The following is a 20135-nucleotide window of genomic DNA, read 5'->3' on the forward strand; positions in this document are numbered from 1 at the left end:
AATGCTGGATTTAGAGCGGTTAAGATCACTGGAAAACAGTGAATTCACTCAAACTGTTATTCCTACCGACGTTTCTTTGAGATGGTCGGAACGGTACGATCTTGAACTGCTAAATCTCCTGTCTACCAGTGGACTGATGAAAATTGTCCACAGTTGTGGCCACAGTCTGATATCTGACTTTGAATCGGATTCGCTGGTTTCTGTGGTTTCCGAAACATCTGTAAAACACTATTCTCCCTTATTGATGGAAGAGGAGCTCGTTATAAACATCAGGATAGTATCTGTTTCAGATTGTGCGGAAGTGCACTTTTCCGGGTCGGTTGTACAGCTAGGAACCGAAGCGGGTGCTTTTGAGTTCTCCAGGAAGTTCATCTCTGTTGACTTCCTTAGGAGAGCATTTGGTGCGTAAACCGAGAGACAGAAAAAGCTGGAGCGAGTATGAGATAGTTTCCAGACTCAGATCAAGAGAGCGATTTGTTAAAGAAGTACGTGGTTTTGGAGATGTGAAGGTAGCAATTATCTACCCGAACTCATATAAAGTAGGAAGCGCAAGTCTATCGACTCATGTATTGATGACTAAGTTCAACGAGCTGGGTAGTGTAAGGGCGGAGAGATTCTTTTTTCATAAGAGTTTTTCGAAGCATTATTCTTTTGATTCATTAACGCCGCTTGATGAATTTGTGATTTGGTCTTTTTCTGTGCATTTTGAACTCGATCTGCTTAACGTCTTTGAAATATTGAATAAGTTCTCGATACCCCTTAGGAAGGAAAAAAGGAACAGGTTTCATCCATTGATCCTTATCGGTGGAGCCTTAACCTACTTCAGTGACTCTCTTGTATCTGAGATTGCAGATGTGGTTTATAGGGGAGACCTTGGTGAGAAATTCCTCGAGCAACTCTCTGCCATTGATCATCGCATGAGTAAAGAGGAGATGGTCTCTACTCTCGAGACAGAACACCAGGAAACGATTTTTTCTAATTGCCTGGGTGAAAGCGCTTTTATCAGTCCGGATTCGGTCTTCGGAGACAGGTATCTCATAGAGATTGGTAGAGGATGCTTTCGAAAATGTAAGTTCTGCGTCGCGGGATTCAAATTTGGAAGACCAAGGTTCAGAGAACTGAAAGGCACGATTGATCTCATGGATTCAGTTGCGGGATTCACAAAAAGATTTGGACTGATTGCCGCGACGGTTACTGATTATCCAGGCATTGATGAGATAGCAGAACACTGTATTGAAAAGGGTTATGAGCTGTCAGTTTCCTCTCTCAGACTTGATTCTCTATCGGATACATTGATGAGGTCTCTGAAGCTTTCCGGGCAAAGCTCTTTCACAATTGCACCGGAGGGGGGAAGCCAGAAGATAAGGAATGCCTTTGCAAAGGGGATAAGCGAGGAAGATATCACTGAGGCACTGGAGTTAGGAAGGAATAATGATTTTCGCAGGGTGAAGATGTATTACATATATGGAGCTGTTTTTGAGACCCATGATGACAGGACAGAAATATCGAAAACCGTGCATCAAGCTTTAAAGATGGGTTATTCAAGCGTAGTGCTTAGTTTGAACCCGCTGATTCCGAAACCCGGCACGCCGTTTGAGCATATGCCAATGGAGTCGGTCGGCGTTCTTAGAAAGTTAGAGAGGGAAATAAGATCGGAACTGATGATGGAGGGAGTCAAACTCGATTTTGAGAGCCTTAGAGAATCGCGGTTGCAGTTTGCCCTTGCCAGCATCGATAGAGAAAAAGGAAGAGAATTACTTGAACTTGTCGAGCGTGGAATTGATCCAACACCTATTCTGAACAAATACGCAGAGGATGTGAATTCGAAACGGAAGGAGTGGAAAGAGCATGGCAAAGAAGAGTATTCTGGTCGTTGATGATGAACCTTCGATCGTGGAGCTCCTTACTTTCAATTTAAAAAAGGAGGGCTACGAAGTACTGAAAGCTTATGATGCAGAAGAAGCGTTGAAGATTGCCGAAGACAACGAAACAGACATGTTTATCGTCGACATTATGCTTCCAGGAATGGATGGATTCGAACTTGTAAGAAACCTTAGAGCGACAGAGAAGTTCAGACAGACACCCGTAATTTTTCTGAGTGCGAAGAGTGAAGAATTCGACAAGGTGTTGGGGTTAGAGCTTGGTGCAGACGACTACATCACCAAACCGTTCAGTGTTCGAGAAGTGCTGGCTAGAATTAGAGCGGTATTTAGAAGAATTCAGCAGAGTGCGCAGGCAAAAGAGGAAAGGCCAAAGAAGATACTCGCAAGAGATCTCGAAATCGATACAGAAAAGTACGAGGTAAGAGTGAGGAATAGAATGGTTAACCTTACCCCTCTTGAGTTTGAACTACTAAGATTCCTTGCAGAGAACGAAGGAAAGGTTTTCAGCAGGGATGTGCTTCTTGATAAACTCTGGGGATACGATTACTACGGTGACACAAGAACCGTTGATGTTCATATCAGAAGACTTAGAACGAAAATCGAAGAAGACGCTTCTACTCCGAAGTATATAATTACAGTCAGAGGAAAAGGCTATAAGTTCAGAGATCCCGGAAAGGAAGATTGATTAATTGCTTTATGCTGTCCTCGCTGTTGTTGCGGTGATAGCTTTTCTCTTCATGATTCTGTTTAGACATGAGAATCAAAAGAATAAGAGATTAGAAGCCGCTAAAAGGCGCTTTGCGGATCTCGTCGAAGTTCCGAGAAGCGCCGAGTTTATCTTTATATATAAGAAGGTTCAACAGCTGATCTCAAGTATGAAAGAAGAGATTGCTCTTCTAAATGCCAGGATCGAGAACCTTGTCACGATCTTCGACAACTTGAGCGATGCTTTCTTGATAGCCTCGGAGGACGGAAAGATCGAATACGCCAACAAAGCTGCGCAAGAACTTTCTAGCAAGCAGCTCGTAGGTCTAAGAATCAGTGAAGGGATAGACAGTTACTACATTGGCGATCTCTTTGAAGATTCGGTTAGAACTCAGGAGAGTCAAGAGTCCGAGATAACTATATATTATCCCAGAAGATCGGTAAGAAATTGCAAGATAATGAGAGTCACTCTTAAAAGTGAAGTTAGATATCTCATCCTTCTCCGCGATATCACGAAGGAGAAGGAAGTTGAGGCAATGAGAAGAGATTTCGTCGCAAATGTCTCCCACGAGCTTAGGACACCGCTAACATCAATCCACGGATACGCTGAAACACTTGCCGAAGACGATCTTGAGGATAAAGAGACTGTCTACAGATTCCTTTCTATAATTGAAAACGAATCTGCCAGAATGACGAGATTAATTAACGACTTGCTCGATCTGGAAAAGCTTGAATCAGGTGAAGCATCATTCAGCAAAGAGGATGTGGAGTTAGGGGAGGTAGTCAACTACGTAATGAGAATTGTTGAGCCTCTCGCGAGTGAGAAGAATGTCTCCATAAATGTCGACGTAGATGAAGGGATTTTTGTGGAGGGTGATTTTGACAGACTTGTACAGCTTCTATTGAACCTTGTAGACAACGCCGTGAAATACACCTTTGCCAAGGAACACGGGCCAAAAGAAATCTGGCTCAGAGCCTATGCCCAGAATAACTCCGCAATGATAGAAGTAGAAGATACTGGAGTTGGAATACCGGAAGACTCTTTGAAACACATTTTTGAGCGTTTCTACAGAGTAGACAAAGCTCGATCGAGAAAAATGGGTGGGACTGGCCTCGGACTGGCGATTACAAGGTTTATTGTTGAGAAGCACGGAGGCACGATTTCCCTTGAGAGCGAGTACGGTACAGGAACGATCTTGAAAGTCAAGCTACCGCTTAAGAAGGTGTTTGAATGAGAATATACGACATAATCATGAAGAAGAGAAATGGTTTTCCCAACACCAAAGAAGAGCTGGATTCACTGATAATGGGTTTCGTTGAAGGAATTGTGCCCGATTATCAAATGGCGGCATGGTTAATGGCTGTTTACTTCAATCACCTTAATGCAGAAGAGAGGTTCCATCTCACTGAAATTATGATAGAGTCTGGTGATCGGATTGATCTTTCGTCTATCAAAGGTCGAAAAATCGATAAACACTCTACCGGTGGGGTTGGCGACAAGGTTACTCTAGTTGTTGGACCTATTGTAGCAGCCGCCGGCCTAGTTTTTGCTAAATTGTCTGGAAGAGGGCTTGGTCATACCGGTGGGACAATCGACAAACTTGAATCAATTCCAGGCTTTGTGACTTCACTGGACATAGAACAATTCAAAAGGCAAGCCGAGCGCATTGGTATAGCCCTTGCAGGTCAGACAGCGCAAGTTGCAGTTGCGGACAAGAAACTTTATGCTCTTCGAGATCTTACAGCAACTGTTGATGAGATCTCGCTAATTGCGTCAAGCATAATGAGCAAGAAACTCGCAGTAGACTCGGATGGAATTCTCCTTGATGTCAAGATTGGTACAGGAGCATTCATGAAAGATCTGGGTGGTGCCAAAACGCTTGCAAGAGCTATGATTGATTTAGGAAGAAAAAACAGAAGAGCCACGAAGGCTGTAATTAGCGATATGAACCAGCCGCTGGGCGTTTCAGTGGGGAATTCCCTTGAAGTTGTTGAAGCCATCGATACCCTTAAAGGACGCGGTCCACAGGATTTTAGCTCTCTGTGTAGAATAATCGCGGGTCAGATGCTCGTAGCGGGCGGGATGAAAAGCGAGGCAGAAGCATTGAGGACTGTCGATAGACTGATACTCTCCGGCGAGGCACTGAGGAAATTCGATGAATTTGTCTACGCTCAAGGAGGCCCAGAAGGATTTTCCGAAAATTATGCAGTTCATTTCAAAGAGGCCGAAATTGTTGAGGAAGTCAGAACAAGTGTAAGCGGATACGTACAATCAGTTGATGCGGAGTCGATTGGACTGATCTGCATGAGGCTGGGTGCTGGAAGAGAACGTAAGGAAGACGTTATTGACCCATCGGTGGGAGTAAGAATCTTGAAAAGAATTGGTGATAGGGTCGAGAAAGATGAAGTTATCGCAGTTATTTATGCAAATGACAAAAGAAATGCCGATAATGAGGCTAAGAGGCTTGTTGATAGCTTTGTCATTTCAGAGCAGAAAACATCCCCTCCTCCAATAGTTTACGAAGTGATCTAAGGAGTGCATTATATGAAACGCATTATCTTTATTTGTTTTCTTCTCATTTCATTGGTCTCATCAGCAAAGAATCTGATATACCTTGATGAAAGAGGGCAGACGAGGGTCTTTACCAACTCCGTTGTAACTGACCGATCTATGGACTTTGTAAAACTTGATATTATCGGTGAGCTGATAAGAGGAGTAGTTGTCTCTCAATCACTTCGTCAGGAAGAGACAATAATGATTCTCCCTTCGGGAATAATTGTTTCTCTATCTCACGAGACAAAAAGGGCAACCGTGGAATTTGGAAGTGAATTTGACAACTCGATGATCTTTAAGGATGGCATGGTCTACATTAATGCCGAGCTACTTGCCGCAATTACCGACAAGTCTTTCTTCAGCGAGACTGAGGCACTGATACTCTATGCGCAGCCTGTAACGATAAAAAGCATTGTGAACAGGCCTGAATCTGTTTCAATTACTCTGGATAGAGACGTTCTCCCGGATTTTTTCACTGTCTGGTGGACAGGAAGCGGTTCTCTAGCTTTAACCTTGAAGCCGGCAAAAATCGATCCTTTTCTGGATGCAGAAGGAGTGACAGTGGCCACGGGAAGGGGGTTTGTGAAGATATCCGTGGAGAAACCCTGGCCAGACGTAGAATATGAGATTACAGGGAGAACCCTCACTCTCATGGGAAAAAGCGGCATAGGGAGAACGATAGAGCAGGAAACGAGTACGGATTTCAGCTTGAATATTTTTGAATCCTATTCAGGTGGCCAGAAATTTACTATGTCTTACCTTGAAATGAACGGCTCCAGCTTCTCTTTTGGCGTTCAACTTGCGAACAATGGGATTGGTGGCCTCGAAAAGGCAACTGATGTATTGCGAGAGAGTGGTTCAGAGATTATGATAAACGGCGGCTACTTCGACCAGAATCAAAACCTCCCCATTGGTCTTCTTGTTCAAAACGGAAAAGTCGTAGGTCTCCCAAGCCTGGGAAGACCGGCGATATATTTCACTGAAGATGGAAAAACATATGTTACAAGGATGGACATATTGTACCTCGCAAAATTCGATGATCGGTTTGTTCAGATTACGGGTGTTAATTCTCCATACAGAGGCGAAGCAGTGCTGTACACCGATGAATACCGTAACAGCATTCCAGAGTTCGATGACTTCACTTATCTGGTGGTAAAGGATGGAAGGATTGTAAAGGAAGGATTTTCATCAAAGGTGGAGAAGGATACTGATTTGCTGGTTCTTTCACCATCATCTTTGCAGAAAATTGGAGATACTGCTTTTATAGGCAGATCGGTTTCCTTTGAACTAATGAATTCATTTGGCGTGAAGATCACCGGAGCAGTTGAGGGTGGACCCATGATAATTCATAATGGGAGACCGGTCACTGATTATGAGCAGAACTACTATTCGGCATCTCTTCTGGATGTCAGAGCACCGAGAACGCTTGTTGGCATCAAAGAAAGCGGAGAAGTAGTATTCATTGTTATCGATGGATACCAGCACAGTAGCTATGGCTTAACTTTCAAAGAGATGATAGAATTCTTTAAAGACAAGGGATTTGAATCTCTAATGTGTCTTGATGGCGGCAAATCATCGGTGATGTCTGTGAATGGCGAAATAATCAATTCTCCATCCTCAGGAGTTCCCTCTCTTCCCGTAATAATAACCGGGTCGCGTAAATAGATTGAAATAGATTTGGAGGTGGTCAGATATGGACAAGATTCCGGTCGATGCCAAAAGAGATATTGTACTCATTGGGCACCACGGGTCAGGTAAAACTCAAATTGTTGATGCGATGCTTTTCAATGCAAAGCTTATTGATCGAATAGGCATCCTGGCGACTGATTCAGAAGAAGTCGAAAAAGAGAAGAAAGCAAGTTTCTCAATGGGAGTCACCAGCTTACCCCACAATGATAAGAGAATCTATGTGATCGATACTCCCGGTATGTCGGATTTTTATGCCGAGACAGCAAATGGTATTTTTGCATCGGAGAATGTTGTTGCGGTAATAAATTCAACTGCCGGGCTTGAGATACAGACAGAAAGGTTCGGTTCGATTGCCAAGGAGCTCAAGAAGGGGATTATTGCGTTCTTCAATATGCTTGATAAGGAGAGAGCCGGTTACGAAGAAACCCTCTCGGATCTGGCGGATACATTTGAGAGAACCCCGGTCCTTGTGCAGCTTCCAATCGGGAGAGAAGCGGACTTCCGGGGAATTGTAGATTTGGTGAAGATGAAAGCCTATATTTACGAGAACGAAGGCGCTTTCAAGGATGAGGATATTCCTGCTGATCTAAAGTCAGCGGCCGAAGAGTCTAGAACGAAAATGATCGAGGATATTGTTCAGAACGACGAGGAACTGATGATGAAGTATCTGGAAGGAGAAGAACTCTCGACAGAGGAACTGATCACTGCCCTCAGGAAAGCCTACCTTGCGAACGAAGTAATTCCGGTCCTTCTTGGATCAGCTGGAAAGAACATTGGAATTTCACAGCTCCTGGACTTTGTGAGTGCAGTTGGCAAGGGGCCTTCAGAAGCTTCTCCGAAAGCGGCAACGCTCCTCTCCGGAGAAAAGATTGATGTAGTTCCTGCTGAGGAAGAACCACTTGTTGCCTACATTTTCAAATCTGTTGTCGATCCCTTTGTTGGTAAGCTCACTTTTATGAAACTGCTTTCAGGAACTTTGAAGCAGGGAGACTCTTTCTATGTTGTTGATCAGGATTCCTCCGAAAAGGTAGGTCACGTTATGCTTCCAGAGGGTACAAAGGAAATTGAAGTGGACGAAGCGACAGTGGGAGACATAGTGAAGCTTAGCAAACTTAAGAAGAGCGCTGCCGGTAACACTGTTGCACACAAGGATAGGCAGCTGAAGCTTGACCTGCCGGTTATGCCCGAACCTATGATATCAAAGTCTATCCAGCCGAAGTCGAAGGGAGACATAGATAAGATAAGTGGAGGTCTTGCCAGACTGGCAGAATCCGATCCCACATTCAAGTGGGAAAATGATCCTGAGACCAACGAGACAGTTATCAGTGGTCTTGGTTCAGTCCATCTGGACATTATGATCGAGAGGCTTAAGAAGCTATTCTCTGTTGATGTAGAAGTTGGAAAGCCGAAGATCGCTTACAGAGAAACAGTAAGGAAGACTGTTGAGGCCGAGTACAAGCACAAAAAACAAACTGGTGGGCATGGCCAGTATGGGCACGTTCAGATAAAGATTGAGCCCAATGAACGCGGCGCAGGTTTTGAGTTTATAGACAAAATCGTTGGGGGTGTCGTTCCAAAGAACTATATCCCAGCTGTCGAGAAGGGCATTGTGGAAGCTATGAAGAAAGGTGTTCTCGCTTCATATCCCGTTGTCGACGCAAAAGTAACCCTTTTCTACGGATCATACCACGACGTTGACTCTTCAGATATGTCATTCCAAATAGCTGCAAGACAGGCTTTCAAAAACGGGATGGCAGAAGCAAACCCTGTCATTCTTGAACCTTTGATGGACGTCGAGGTCTTTGTTCCTGAGGAGTCCACGGGAGACATAATGGGTGAAATAACTTCTAGAAGAGGTAGACCAATGGGAATGGAACCTCAGGGCAAGGGTACTTCAAAGGTAGTTGCCCAAGTTCCTCTCGCAGAGATGCTAGACTTTGCGAATAAGCTCAGCTCAATTACGAGTGGTCGTGGATACTTTACCATGAAATTCAGTGGTTATCAGGAGACTCCGCCCGATGTCCAGCAGAAGATCATTCTTGAAAGGCAGAGAGAACTGGAAGAGCAGCAGAAGTGAGATTATAAACGATACTTGAGCGGGGGAAATCCCCCGCTTTTCTTTGAACGTTAGTTGACCAGTGGATGTCATAGGATTGAGAGTTAGGAGGAGTCGAGAAAAAATGCACGTGGGCTATATGACTTATCTTTTGAGATTGTATGGAATAAGTTCCTTAAAGGAGAAACGAGCCGTAATCAAGCCTGTCATAAATGACCTTCGAAGGAAATTCAATGCTTCAGTCGTTGAGACGGGGAAGCATGATTCAAAACAAGAGAGCGAAATCACTGTCTGCATGGTGGCAAACGAAAGGGGCGAACTAGATTCGCTCTTTCAATCGGTTTGGCAGCGAATAATCTGGAACGGTCTCGAAGTCTCAGGAGAGGACGGAGAGATCTGGTAATAAATGGAGGTGAAGAATGAAGAAAATTCTAGTCTCATTAATGCTGGTGTTTTTAGCATCTATTTCTCTTTCTCAGCAGTTGTATATCTTCAGCGGGTTTTCTATCTATTCCGGAGAAGTCGTATTCGAGAATGGGACCGCAATCATAGAATTGCCGTATGGAGCTAATATTGTACCCGAAAGCCTTTCAGTGTTCGGTGCTCCTGAGAGAACACATATAAGATATCTTCCTGCCGATAGCCTAAAGTCCCTATATGAGAAACAAATAGGGAGATGGATCAAATTCCTCTTTGACGATGGAAGATCGGAAATGCTAGAAGTTATTTCTGACTTTCCCGTATTCAGAAATTCTTATGGAGAAATACTTGTCAATCCAAAGGGCTCACCTGTTTTCACTGGTGAGTACACTCCAGCAGGACAATTTTTGCTAGAGACTCAAGAAAACTACAACGGGCACGCGAGGTTTACCTACCAAACGACGAATAACAGCTGGACAGCAAGGTACTCTCTATCGGTGGACGATTTTTCAATGACTGGTCTGATGATTGTTGACTTAGGCGTTGAGCCACCGTCAACAATTACACTTGTATCTTCGAATCCTGAATTTGGCTACTCTGCTAGAGAGAGTTCAAGCAAAATGGCAAATGCATCCTACTCAATATCCCCAACTACTTCTGGCGCTGAAACAAGGCTTTACGAGATTTCTGTCCCGCTGAGTCGTGGGATCAATTACATATCATTTCTATCGAGGTTTGTTGAAGGAGAAAAGAGGCTAGTGTTCAGGGCCAACTGGGGAGCGAGCAACTATACGGGTGTCGATATTGATGTCCGCCTCAAAGAGGTCCCGCTAGATCTTCCATCTGGTATCATAGATATCTGGAGCGATTCGGTTTACTTGGGTTCGGCGGGAATTGGGAACATAGCTGAAGGAGAGAATATTTCACTGGAAAGCGTTGCAAAATCTATTGAAATTGCTGGAAAGAAGATTTCGGAGACAATGAAGACTGATAGTACATACAGATACATTAGAAATACATATTACGTGAGAAATCTGTCTGAAGAAACGTCAGCGGTAGTGATCGAGGACTATTTTGGACAAAATGTAGACCAAATCAATATGGAAAATAACGAAAAATTCGAATACGTAAAAGCTGAAGGAAAATGGTCGGCAGTTATAACGGTTGAACCCGATCAAATTGCAGAGGTTAAAGTTGATTACAGAGTACGATACGGTAACTAGAGAAGTTCGCGCCAAGGCAAAGTCGATGTGCTCTTCGGAAAGATTCGAGCATATTTTGGGAGTGGAAAGACTCGCAAAGAGATTAAGCAGCATTCATGGTATCGATTCCTCAGGAGTTGGTCTCGCTGCCGTTTCACATGATATGTTTAGAGACCAGGCGGAAGACGAACTAATGAGACTAGCTATTTCCTTCGGGATTGATATGACTGAAATGGAGAGGGTTGCACCTGTTCTTCTTCACGGAAAAGTTGCCGCCCTTTATCTCAAAGAGGAATACGGAGTTGACGGCGATGTCTTTCAGGCTGTCTACTGGCATGTAAGCGGGATTCCGGGTATGAGTACTACGGGAAAGATTTTGATGATTTCGGATATTGCTGAAGAAGGAAGAGACTTTTCCGAAGCCCTTCATATTCGTGAAACTGCAGAAGTGGATCTGGAAAAAACATTTGTTGACGTGATAAGATTGAAAATAACATGGGCCGTTGAGTCGGACAGTCTCTTGCTTCCCGAGACCGTGTGGACGTGGAATGAATTACATGGAGGTGCCAGTCATGTCTTTAATTAAGCCCAAGAGACGACGTGGTCCAAAACTATTGTGGTTGATTTTGGTGATTGTACTTGTCGTTGTAGCAGGTGCAGGCTATGTGTATTTCATAGTAAATGGGGTCAACAGCAGCGATGAGATGAAGGCAGAGTATGTAGATTATCTCTTCTACTGGCAGTCTGCGGATTATCCTCTCTATTACTATGTAAGGACTACGACGGTGGGCAGAACATCGCTTGTGATCTTCCCAATTTTCGCCACTATTCAGAACTCCAAAGAGGTTCTGGATCCGCAACTTGGAGCAGATGCCGTTGAAGCAGTTCAGAGTTGGCTTGGTACTTCAGGTGATTTCTCTTATTTCGTCAATTTTACCCCCGACTTGATAGATGCTCTTTCTTCAAAACTCGGGGTCAATGCTTCGAATCCTGTCGAACTCATCGATGCCATGGCTCTGCGAGGGTTTAAGTTATTTGATTACTGGAAGATAAATGATTTCGTTCAAACCGTTAAGGAGTACGACAGCGCTTCCATATTGACTTCTGAAGGGATCGCTGTTCTACTTCGTCGCCTGGGAAATTCATCGAGGATGACCTATAAGCTCGAAACCTTAACTGAGTTTCCGATGAAGATATCAGTGGGAGTTGGAGGCGAAACGGTTTCACGAATGTATCTTAAACCCGATTCACTGGAGACAGTAAAAAAGGCATTAGCAGACTAATGAAATCTGTTCATCTATTTCTTGTGGCGTTGACGGTGCTGCAAGTTTTTCTCTTTTTCTTTCTGACTTTTCTCATTTTCAGGGACGCTTTTTACTCTTTCTCGGCAAAAGATCTTGCGGCAGAGAGCTTCCTGGTCGTAGGAGTAGATTCCGGTGGAAACTCAAGTGACGCAGTTGGTGGAAGAACAGATTATATCTCGATTGTGTATTTTCGGACTTCCGGAGGTCTCTTGTTAAAGAGCATCCCCAGAGACACTGTAGTTACTTACAGATCTGAAAAGAGAAAGATCAACTCCCTGTACAACTCCTTTGGGATAGAAGCGCTTATCGAGGAAGTGGAAAAGCTTACCGGGAGAACGATAACGGGTTCCGTTGTTGTTGATTTCAATACTGTGACCGAAATAACGACGTTCACCGGTCCTATTCGTGTTGAAGTTACCACGCCGATGCATCACGACGATTTCCAGCAGGGACTTCACATCCATTTCGAACCTGGCATTTATTTTCTCGAAGGTGAGGACCTGCTGAAGTTCCTTCGCTACAGAAGCTCTGATTCGGGTGATCTTGGTCGGATCGATAGACAGAAGAGAGTGTTGGAACAGCTCATCCGAAATCTTGTAAGTGCTGGGCCGTCGAAGATGATAGAAATGATAGATTTCGTGCTTGAAAAGACAGATATCAGCATAGACAAGAAGACTCTCACTGACTTCGCCGTTGGTTTCTTCACAGGTAAGAGGTCCGTAAGTTTCACACAGATAGATTACTACATCGATGATGAGGGTCAGATAGTTCCAACCGGTCCCGGCAGCGATGAACCGAAAGCAGTCGAAATCGAAAGCAGGTCGCCGAAGATTCTGGTGATAAACAATATTCCCGACTATGAGGAAAGATTTGGAGATTTCGCGGAAACAATAAAAAGTCAGTGGCTTGCTCAGGCAGGAGTGAAAGTAGATGCCACGGGTTTTGTACCGAATATTTCAGGCATTGAAAAGCGCGATACATATCTGTTCATAAATTCGAAAGACTCAGAAATTAGAGAGCTCTTCTCAAAGGCGCACGTCTATCACAGACCCTTTGTTATGTTGACTTCCAGCTTCGGAGGGCTTGATTATTATTATGCGTTGATAGATTCCCTGTCAAAGAATAGATTCTATCCAGCTAAGTATGATGCTTATGTGTTGCTTGGAGTAGGGGGAAGGTAGTAGATGAGGAGCATTTTCAGGGATTTCACTTATGATTACTTCGGCATTTTGAGCTATCCAAAGGAGAGATGGTTCGATTTCTGGACAAGTTATAGAGAGAAGCATCCTAGAGTTCTAGAGGAGTACATGTTCAAGAACAACCTTGACGAAGAAGAACTCTCTCTGTCACTAGACAAACTCGAAAGGAGAGAGATTGACAGGCTGTCTCACTACTGGGAGATTCAGGGACCTATTGAGAAATCGAGAGTTCTGCAAGAGCTCGGCAAGATGTCTCCCCAGCTTCATCTTGAAAGAGAGGATTTTGTGATCCACATACTGGGTGCCCTTGGAAGACAGCAACATCTCATAGTCCCAACATCCAGAGGAAATGTAGTGATGATAGATCTCCTGTTTTGCTGGAAAGAAGGGAGCATCAAAGACTTCTCAAGCGTCATATTGGCGGCCCTGAAGGATTTCCTTGAGTATTCAAGGGTAAACGTGCGTCATACTATGGACAGCGGGAAACGATCCGAAAGATTTGACTTGATACTTGATGTGATTGAGAGAGAAATCAAAGGCCGTTCTTTCAAAGAAAAGATGGCAATGATCTCTAAGCTCCTGGACAAGTATGTTGATTACTACAACTGGACTGGCTTTTATCTCGTCAATGAAGACAGATCCCTTGTTTTAGGGCCTTACGTCGGAGAACCCACGGAACATGTGAAAATCGCCTTTGGAAGTGGAATTTGCGGACAAGCCGCAGAAACTAAGAAGGTTTTCCTGGTGCCGGATGTATCAAAGGAGAACAACTATCTCTCTTGCAGTTCAAAGACGAAAGCCGAGATCGTGCTACCTTTAATAGTTGACGGAAAGGTAATAGGTGAACTGGATATTGACAGTCATTTTCAGAATAGTTTCGACCGCCTAGATGAGGAATTTCTCGAAAAAGTATGTGGACTCCTGATTGCAAGCTGAAAATGGCTAATATTGGGGTGCATAGTATTGTAACTTTATTAAACTATAAATGACATTGTATCTTTGGCATTCCTTCATAGTTTCGATGCTACAATAACTTGATTATTTTATAGGAGGGATGCCGTAGTGCACATTACCCCTGAGGTTAGGAAGGCCGCAAGAGAAATAAAGACACCGTTCTTGATAATGGATATGGATTACGTTAGAAACAATTATTTCGACATTGTAAGCCATGTTAGAAATGTCCAGGTGTTTTACGCGGTTAAAGCGAATTCACACCCCAGGATTATCGAGACTCTTCGGGATCTCGGCAGCAATTTCGATGTAGCTTCACGCGGTGAGATTGAGAAGCTTCTGGCATTGGGTATAAGCCCCGAAAGAATGAGTTTTGGAAACACCATTAAGAAAGTCGAAGACATCGCATACGCTTATTCCGTTGGAATAGACTATTATGCTGTTGACTCGGAAATGGAAGTAGAAAAAATAGCTGCTCACGCCCCAGGAAGTAAAGTCTACGGGAGAATCGCAACCAGCGGTGGAGATTGTGATTGGCCGCTCTCGAGAAAGTTTGGAACGGATGTTGGTCATGTGATCTCTATCATGGAATATGCCGATCAGCTGGGCCTCGACGCTTACGGTGTTAGCTTCCATGTTGGTTCGCAAAACTACAACGTAAATAGTTGGGACGATGCAATAAGGGATGCTTCGAAGGTTTTCAAGACTCTTCGTGCCAAGAATATTAACCTGCGCATGTTAAATCTTGGCGGAGGAATGCCCGTAAAGCATGTAAGAGAAATCAAGTCTGTAAAGTCTTATGGCGACATAATAAACAGAGCACTGGACAAATACATGTCTTTTGTTCCTGATCTTGAGCTCTTCATTGAACCAGGCAGGTCCATGGTTGGAAATTCGGCAATTCTCGTCAGTCAGGTGATTCTTCGCAGCAAGAAGGGCAGTGAAGACTGGGTATATATCGACGCCGGTGTCTTTCACGGTCTAACAGAGACAATAGAAGGTTTCAGGTATGAAGTTCTGACCGAAGGAAAAGTTGACGATACTAAGATTTCCTTTCATCTGGCAGGACCCACATGTGATTCGGTAGATACTATTTACCACGAGATAGACCTACCGAAAAACATAGGCTACGGAGACATATTGTACTTCATTAATGCAGGTGCCTACACAACTGAGTATGCTACGAATTTCAATGGCATTGATGCTCCGAGAGTTCTGTTCGTGGAAGACTTCATAGATGCTGAAATGCCTATAGAACGAGACTTCATGGAATAAAAAGAGCCCCGAATAGGGGCTCTTTTTTAATTCACAGGAACCTTCTAAGTCTTTCGAACTCCTCTTGAGAGAGAAGATCCCTTTTATACAGCTCCCAGAGAACTTTGGATCCTATCTCCTGGTCCTTGAGACTGCTCAGTTCGCTCCTGAGCTGAGCAATTCTAATAGTCCTCTCCTCAGATCTATTATCTTTCATGCCGTTAAGGACAGGTATATACTTGACTAAAATATCTCGCGAGGCTTCTTCTGGAGTCTTTTCCTTTACCCTTGTGTAGACTCTTCTAGATCTAGCAGACCTTGCATATGCCGGCTTGGCAAACCAGCCTATTATAGCTCCGACAACAAGACCTCCTATGTGAGCAGCGTTACTGATTCCGGGAATGCTGAAACCAAGAAAGAGGTTAATCAGGATAATCGGTAGCAGAGAGTATCCAGTAATAGAACGCAGAACTACCGGAGTGTCTTTTTTCAGTCCAAGAGTGAACAGGATTCCAACCAGTCCAAAAATCGCGCTACTCGAGCCAATTGTGAATGCATTAGAAAAGGCTGCTGCGCTAAGACTTCCGCTTATTCCAGTAACGAAATAGAAGAGAAGATACCACTTTGTTCCATAGACTCCTTCGACTACATGACCGAGCTGGAAAAGTGCCCACATATTGAAAAGAATGTGCATTAAATTGCCGTGAAGAAAGAGAGCAGTTAGAGGAGTATATATCAAACCGTTTGAAAGAGCAAATCTGCTTACGCCTCCATAGACTGTTATAAGATCACGGTAGCTTATTCCTTGCGGACCTCTGAATAGTCCCATAAACGCGACAAGAAGATACACGATTACGTTTATGATTATCAGGGTTATTGTTGCACTTCTAAATCGAATCAATTTTCTTCCTCCCGCTAAACTAAGAGTCTTGTTAGTCTGTTGAATTCATTTTCCGTCAGCAATTGCTTTGAGAGAAGATCATTGAGAAGTGATCTCGCCTGATCGGATTTTAAGTTGCCAAGATCCTTGAAGAGAGAAGCGATAATCAGCTTTCTATCATCGCTTTCTTCAGAAGAAGCCAGACTTTTTGAATACTTCTCAAGAATCTCTTCACTTATGGATTTCGATGGTTGTTCTTCCTTTTCCTTCTTAATGTTCTTCGCTTTGTCTTTGAATGACTCTTCGAGCTCATCCAGCTTTTTCTCGATCTGATTATGGAACCTCTGTATCGCAACCAACCTGTATCTCATGAACCAGCTGAATAGACCATAAGTGATCAGAGTGAAGATCACCATAATAACTACAGAAAGTGGCTTAAGTATCAAGACTGGTATATTTCTCTGTTTACTCTCGAGTGACTGAATCTTCATCTCATCGTTGTACAGCATTGCTATCAGCTTCCCATAAAGAAAAATGGAAGCTATGCCGGTTATGAAGAACAACCAGCTTGAAAGAACATAACCACTACCCAGCAAGGTGATCAACTCTTCCATGCTCATAGTATCAAGACTCATATCAATGTTTTCAATAATTGCCTTAATGATGTATAATCCGGCAAAATTCATTGTTAAGTATGAAGCCGAGTAAAGAATTACCCATATTCTAGAATTTCCCGCGATCTTTTGCTCCGCGCAATTCTGCGGTTTGACGTAACCTTTTTTCTTCATGGTGGCAAGATGACGATCGCGGTTCCACGCAAGAATGTACCATATGTAAAGACTTATCGTCATTCCGATTACCGACATTGTCATTGATACCGTGGCGCTTGAGAAAAAAATCGAGGCGTAAGTTAAGAAGCCGCCTACAAAGAAAATATAAGGTGGAAGTCTGATCAATTCCTTCCCACCATCTCTTTCGTAAGATCAACTGTAATCGATTCGAACTTTCTGTATGTAACCATTCCCGGTTTAGCTCCTTTTGGTTTTTTTACGTTTTTCACTTCAGTATGTGCTACATCTACCTTTCCAGACTGCCTTCCCCTCGAATACTTTGCTGCGAGAAGAGAGCCATAGAGAATCGCGTCTGGAGTGATCTCTTTTCCAGCTTTTTTAAGTATAACATGTGCTCCGGGAATGCCTCTTGCATGGAACCAGATATCGTCCCTTGAGGCGTTCTTGGTTATTTCATCATTCTCAATGTTGTTCCTTCCAACGAGAAATTTAAACCCGTTTCTTTCGAAGACTCTCGGGCCAGACTTCTGTGACCTCTTCTTTCTCTTCTTATCTATCTTTTCTTTTCTTCTTATGCCAGCTTCTTCCAGTTCAGAAGAGAACTCCCGAACGTCTTCCAGCGATTCTGCCTGTGAGACCATCTCTTTTAGCTGATCAAGGTAGTTTACTTCGTCACGCAAAACTCTTAGCCTTTTCTTTAGTTGAATCTCCTTGCGCAGAGATTTGCTGTAATATTTGAAAAAAAGCTGGGCGTTTTCCGATGGCGTTAGCCTACTGTCCAGAGAGATTTCGACTGTTTCACCTGTCTCCCAGTCTTCAAGCTCCACCGTTTCCCTTCTTTCTCTTAGCCTGTATAGATTTGCGGTAATAAGTTCTCCGTATTTTTTGAAATCCCTGTAATTCTCAACTTCCGACAGTTCCGTTTCCAAGATATCGATCAACTTGAAAAGACGTTTGAACGATTTGTCAATCTTCCTTATTATTGACTGCTTTCTCCTGTCAACCTCTGTTTCTAGCCCTGAAGATTTTATTGCGCGTCTAATAGCTTCCGATGCCCCAACCTTTTCACAACGGCCTTTATGATCGAGAGGTATGGGTGAGATTTCAGCTCCCTTTGTCCCGTCAATCACAAAAAGCGATCTTCCGTTGGTGTCCAGGGAAAGGCTCATTAGGAATTCTGCAACTTCATCAAGAAGTTCTTCCCGAAGACTGGATGGAACAACATCTTCAATCTGCAAGAAGCCCACGATATTCTCTGCGGTTGCTCTCGAAAAGCCTGTAAACGACTTCATTATTGCTCTTGAAAGGATATCTCCTGATTGAAGGAGCGTTAGTTTAATATTTTTTTTAGACATGTTTCTAAGAGATTTTCCCGGACTATCTGGCGGATAATACTCCACATTTCTGGCGAGAGTTCTCTTTGAGCTGATCATCTCCCTAAATACCTGTAGTATTCTTTCCTCCTCGTCAAGTACCATGATGTTCGACCCTGGCCCAATGAATTCTGCGATTACCGAGTATCTGTTTCTTTCTCCAAAGGCATCTCTACCTTCAAAATCCATTCTTGTTATTCTATCAATGTCTAACTGAGCGATTTTTGTCAGAAAGAAGCCGTTGATGTGTCTTCTCAAAAAGAGACTGAAAGGAGTCTCGATCGATGGAGAATTCTGATTTCTGTTGCTCTCAATTATATAAGGCGATGATGGATTGAGAGAGATTTCAATTCCCCTTTTCGAGAATTTGAAGAAGAACTCGCTTCTTCCTATTTGGTATACCTGTCTCAGTTGCTGACCAGAGACATCTGATATTTCTGCCAGGACTCTCTGGAGAATCAGCCCATCGAACACCATTTCTCATTCAGCTCCTCTGAAGTAACAAAACTGTATCTTCCCTTGCAACCCTCAAAAAGGGAAAAGATCGCTGAGCCCGAACCAGTCATCATTGTCTTAATGGCACCGCCATTCTTATTGGAGAGCATTGAGTGGCAATCTCTTATCTTGGGAAAGCGATCAAAGATGGACTTTTCGAACGTATTGTAAGATATACGCCTCACAGCTTCAATGTCATGGCTTTTTAGGGCAAGGTAATATTTCTCAGCCATTTCACAATCGAGATGCAGTTCGGGGTTATCTTCATCTATGAACTCGTAAGCAAGGGGAGTCGAGACCTCAATCCCGGGGAAGGAAAGTTCGACTGAATATCCAGAGACATCACCGGGAAAACTCAAGATCTCTCCCCTTCCTGAAGCTATCGCCGTTCCTCCTTTGAGAAAGAAAGGTACGTCGCTGCCAACATTTGAGGCGATTCTCAAGACTCGCTCTTCATCAATCTTGAAAACCCCTGCCAAATACTTCAGGAGTGCTGCGGCATCTGAACTTCCCCCACCCAGTCCTGCGCCCGAGGGGATTCTCTTCTTCAATTCCAGACCTATTTCTATTCTCCGGTCTATCTCACTCTCTATTTGCTCAATGACTTTATAAAGAGTGTTCTCCTTGTCCCAGCGGAGAGATGTATTGCATTTGAAGTATAACTTCCTTGTTTCATGCTTTACGAACAAGTCGTCGTAGAAATCGATTGTCTGGAAGACAGTGCTAATCTCGTGGAATCCGTCGCTTCTGCTCTTACCTACCGCAAGGTAAAGGTTTATTTTTGCCGGGCATCTCAGTTTAACAGAAGATAATCTAGAACTATTTGAGACCATGTTTCCATACTCTCCCTGTATTCTGAAAGAACTTTAATTTCAGCCATTGCACCAGTGAATTTTTCCTTTTCGTTGAAGCCGCCGAAATCCACTTCAGCTATATAGACTACACCAATGTGGACTCTGCTGACCTCAGTCTGTAGATCATTTAGGATTCCCAAATAATCCATGCTGTGGATTTTCACAGATACTTCTTCGCGGATTTCGCGCTGGAACCCGTTCTCAAAGGCCTCCCATGGAAGCCTTCCATCCTCTGGATTTATGTGTCCACCCACTCCAATCGAATATAGTTCATGAAGGCGAGCTTCGCCCTGCTTTTTTGTCCTCTTCATGAGAAGATACTCGTCGCGATTCCTGAAAACCGCGTACGGTATGATCTGCCTCATCGATTCATCGTTTTCTGCTTCAGAGCGACGTACAAATCTTCCGAATCTCTCAACTTTTTTCTTTATCTCATCTAAAGGAAGAGCCAGCAACCCGTTGCGGGTTGCCAGCTCTCCCAGACAGTCGACATCGACTACGAGAACTCTTTCTTCCAAAACTTTC

At 43.6% G+C, this 20135-nt stretch carries 19 protein-coding genes; 14 read left to right on the forward strand and 5 right to left on the reverse strand.

The window, feature by feature from the left end:
• Position 1: 1 nt before the first annotated feature.
• The 14 genes from Y696_RS02155 to Y696_RS02220 all read left to right on the forward strand — a co-directional run bounded on the left by Y696_RS02155 (position 2) and on the right by Y696_RS02220 (position 15238).
• Positions 2–409, forward strand: a complete 408-nt coding sequence (locus Y696_RS02155; RefSeq protein ID WP_121509702.1) for a thioesterase family protein — start codon at positions 2–4, stop codon at positions 407–409.
• Positions 402–1877, forward strand: a complete 1476-nt coding sequence (locus tag Y696_RS02160) for a radical SAM protein (RefSeq protein ID WP_183084172.1) — start codon at positions 402–404, stop codon at positions 1875–1877. The genes Y696_RS02155 and Y696_RS02160 overlap by 8 nt, the downstream gene beginning before the upstream one ends.
• On the forward strand, positions 1849–2568 hold the full coding sequence (locus Y696_RS02165; protein ID WP_006491968.1) for a response regulator transcription factor: 720 nt from the start codon (positions 1849–1851) through the stop codon (positions 2566–2568). The genes Y696_RS02160 and Y696_RS02165 overlap by 29 nt, the downstream gene beginning before the upstream one ends.
• 4 nt (positions 2569–2572) lie before the next feature.
• Entirely contained in the window at positions 2573–3823 is a 1251-nt protein-coding gene (locus tag Y696_RS02170) for a cell wall metabolism sensor histidine kinase WalK (protein ID WP_099771866.1), read from the forward strand.
• Positions 3820–5121, forward strand: a complete 1302-nt coding sequence (locus tag Y696_RS02175; RefSeq protein ID WP_121509704.1) for a thymidine phosphorylase — start codon at positions 3820–3822, stop codon at positions 5119–5121. Before Y696_RS02170 ends, Y696_RS02175 begins: the two co-directional genes overlap by 4 nt.
• Before the next feature lie 12 nt (positions 5122–5133).
• Positions 5134–6807 carry a phosphodiester glycosidase family protein gene (locus Y696_RS02180; RefSeq protein WP_121509705.1) on the forward strand — a complete coding sequence of 558 codons (1674 nt, stop codon included), beginning with the start codon at positions 5134–5136 and terminating at the stop codon, positions 6805–6807.
• A 28-nt stretch (positions 6808–6835) separates the two neighbouring features.
• Entirely contained in the window at positions 6836–8908 is a 2073-nt protein-coding gene (gene fusA / locus Y696_RS02185) for an elongation factor G (RefSeq protein WP_121509706.1), read from the forward strand.
• A 103-nt stretch (positions 8909–9011) separates the two neighbouring features.
• Positions 9012–9290: a DUF503 domain-containing protein gene (locus Y696_RS02190; RefSeq protein ID WP_121509707.1), complete on the forward strand. Its 279-nt coding sequence runs from the start codon at positions 9012–9014 to the stop codon at positions 9288–9290.
• 16 nt (positions 9291–9306) lie between these two features.
• Positions 9307–10530: a hypothetical protein gene (locus Y696_RS02195; RefSeq protein WP_121509708.1), complete on the forward strand. Its 1224-nt coding sequence runs from the start codon at positions 9307–9309 to the stop codon at positions 10528–10530.
• Positions 10502–11095: a bis(5'-nucleosyl)-tetraphosphatase (symmetrical) YqeK gene (yqeK, locus tag Y696_RS02200; RefSeq protein ID WP_121509709.1), complete on the forward strand. Its 594-nt coding sequence runs from the start codon at positions 10502–10504 to the stop codon at positions 11093–11095. Before Y696_RS02195 ends, yqeK begins: the two co-directional genes overlap by 29 nt.
• On the forward strand, positions 11082–11792 hold the full coding sequence (locus Y696_RS02205; protein WP_259459826.1) for a hypothetical protein: 711 nt from the start codon (positions 11082–11084) through the stop codon (positions 11790–11792). Before yqeK ends, Y696_RS02205 begins: the two co-directional genes overlap by 14 nt.
• 35 nt (positions 11793–11827) lie before the next feature.
• Positions 11828–12994, forward strand: coding sequence for an LCP family protein (locus Y696_RS02210; RefSeq protein WP_259459827.1), 1167 nt, complete (start codon positions 11828–11830; stop codon positions 12992–12994).
• Between the two features lie 3 nt (positions 12995–12997).
• Complete coding sequence (locus Y696_RS02215) at positions 12998–13948, forward strand: GAF domain-containing protein (protein ID WP_006491981.1); 951 nt, start codon at positions 12998–13000, stop codon at positions 13946–13948.
• A 126-nt stretch (positions 13949–14074) separates the two neighbouring features.
• Positions 14075–15238 carry a type III PLP-dependent enzyme gene (locus Y696_RS02220; protein ID WP_121509712.1) on the forward strand — a complete coding sequence of 388 codons (1164 nt, stop codon included), beginning with the start codon at positions 14075–14077 and terminating at the stop codon, positions 15236–15238.
• 31 nt (positions 15239–15269) lie between these two features.
• Here the strand turns inward: Y696_RS02220 and Y696_RS02225 are convergent, their stop codons facing one another.
• The 5 genes from Y696_RS02225 to Y696_RS02245 are packed head-to-tail and all read right to left on the reverse strand — an operon-like array spanning position 15270 to position 20128.
• A complete protein-coding gene (locus Y696_RS02225) occupies positions 15270–16118 on the reverse strand; it encodes a rhomboid family intramembrane serine protease (protein WP_121509713.1) in 849 nt (282 codons plus the stop codon).
• Positions 16119–16132: 14 nt separating this feature from the next.
• Positions 16133–17053, reverse strand: coding sequence for a hypothetical protein (locus tag Y696_RS02230; protein ID WP_121509714.1), 921 nt, complete (start codon positions 17051–17053; stop codon positions 16133–16135).
• Entirely contained in the window at positions 17050–18738 is a 1689-nt protein-coding gene (locus Y696_RS02235; protein WP_121509715.1) for an NFACT family protein, read from the reverse strand. Before Y696_RS02235 ends, Y696_RS02230 begins: the two co-directional genes overlap by 4 nt.
• Positions 18720–19589: a 4-(cytidine 5'-diphospho)-2-C-methyl-D-erythritol kinase gene (gene ispE / locus Y696_RS02240; protein WP_121509716.1), complete on the reverse strand. Its 870-nt coding sequence runs from the start codon at positions 19587–19589 to the stop codon at positions 18720–18722. The genes Y696_RS02235 and ispE overlap by 19 nt, the downstream gene beginning before the upstream one ends.
• Positions 19550–20128: an NUDIX domain-containing protein gene (locus Y696_RS02245; protein ID WP_006491989.1), complete on the reverse strand. Its 579-nt coding sequence runs from the start codon at positions 20126–20128 to the stop codon at positions 19550–19552. The genes ispE and Y696_RS02245 overlap by 40 nt, the downstream gene beginning before the upstream one ends.
• Between the last annotated feature and the right edge of the window lie 7 nt (positions 20129–20135).

Source organism: Mesotoga sp. H07pep.5.4 (genome assembly GCF_003664935.1).
Lineage (GTDB): Bacteria > Thermotogota > Thermotogae > Petrotogales > Kosmotogaceae > Mesotoga > Mesotoga prima.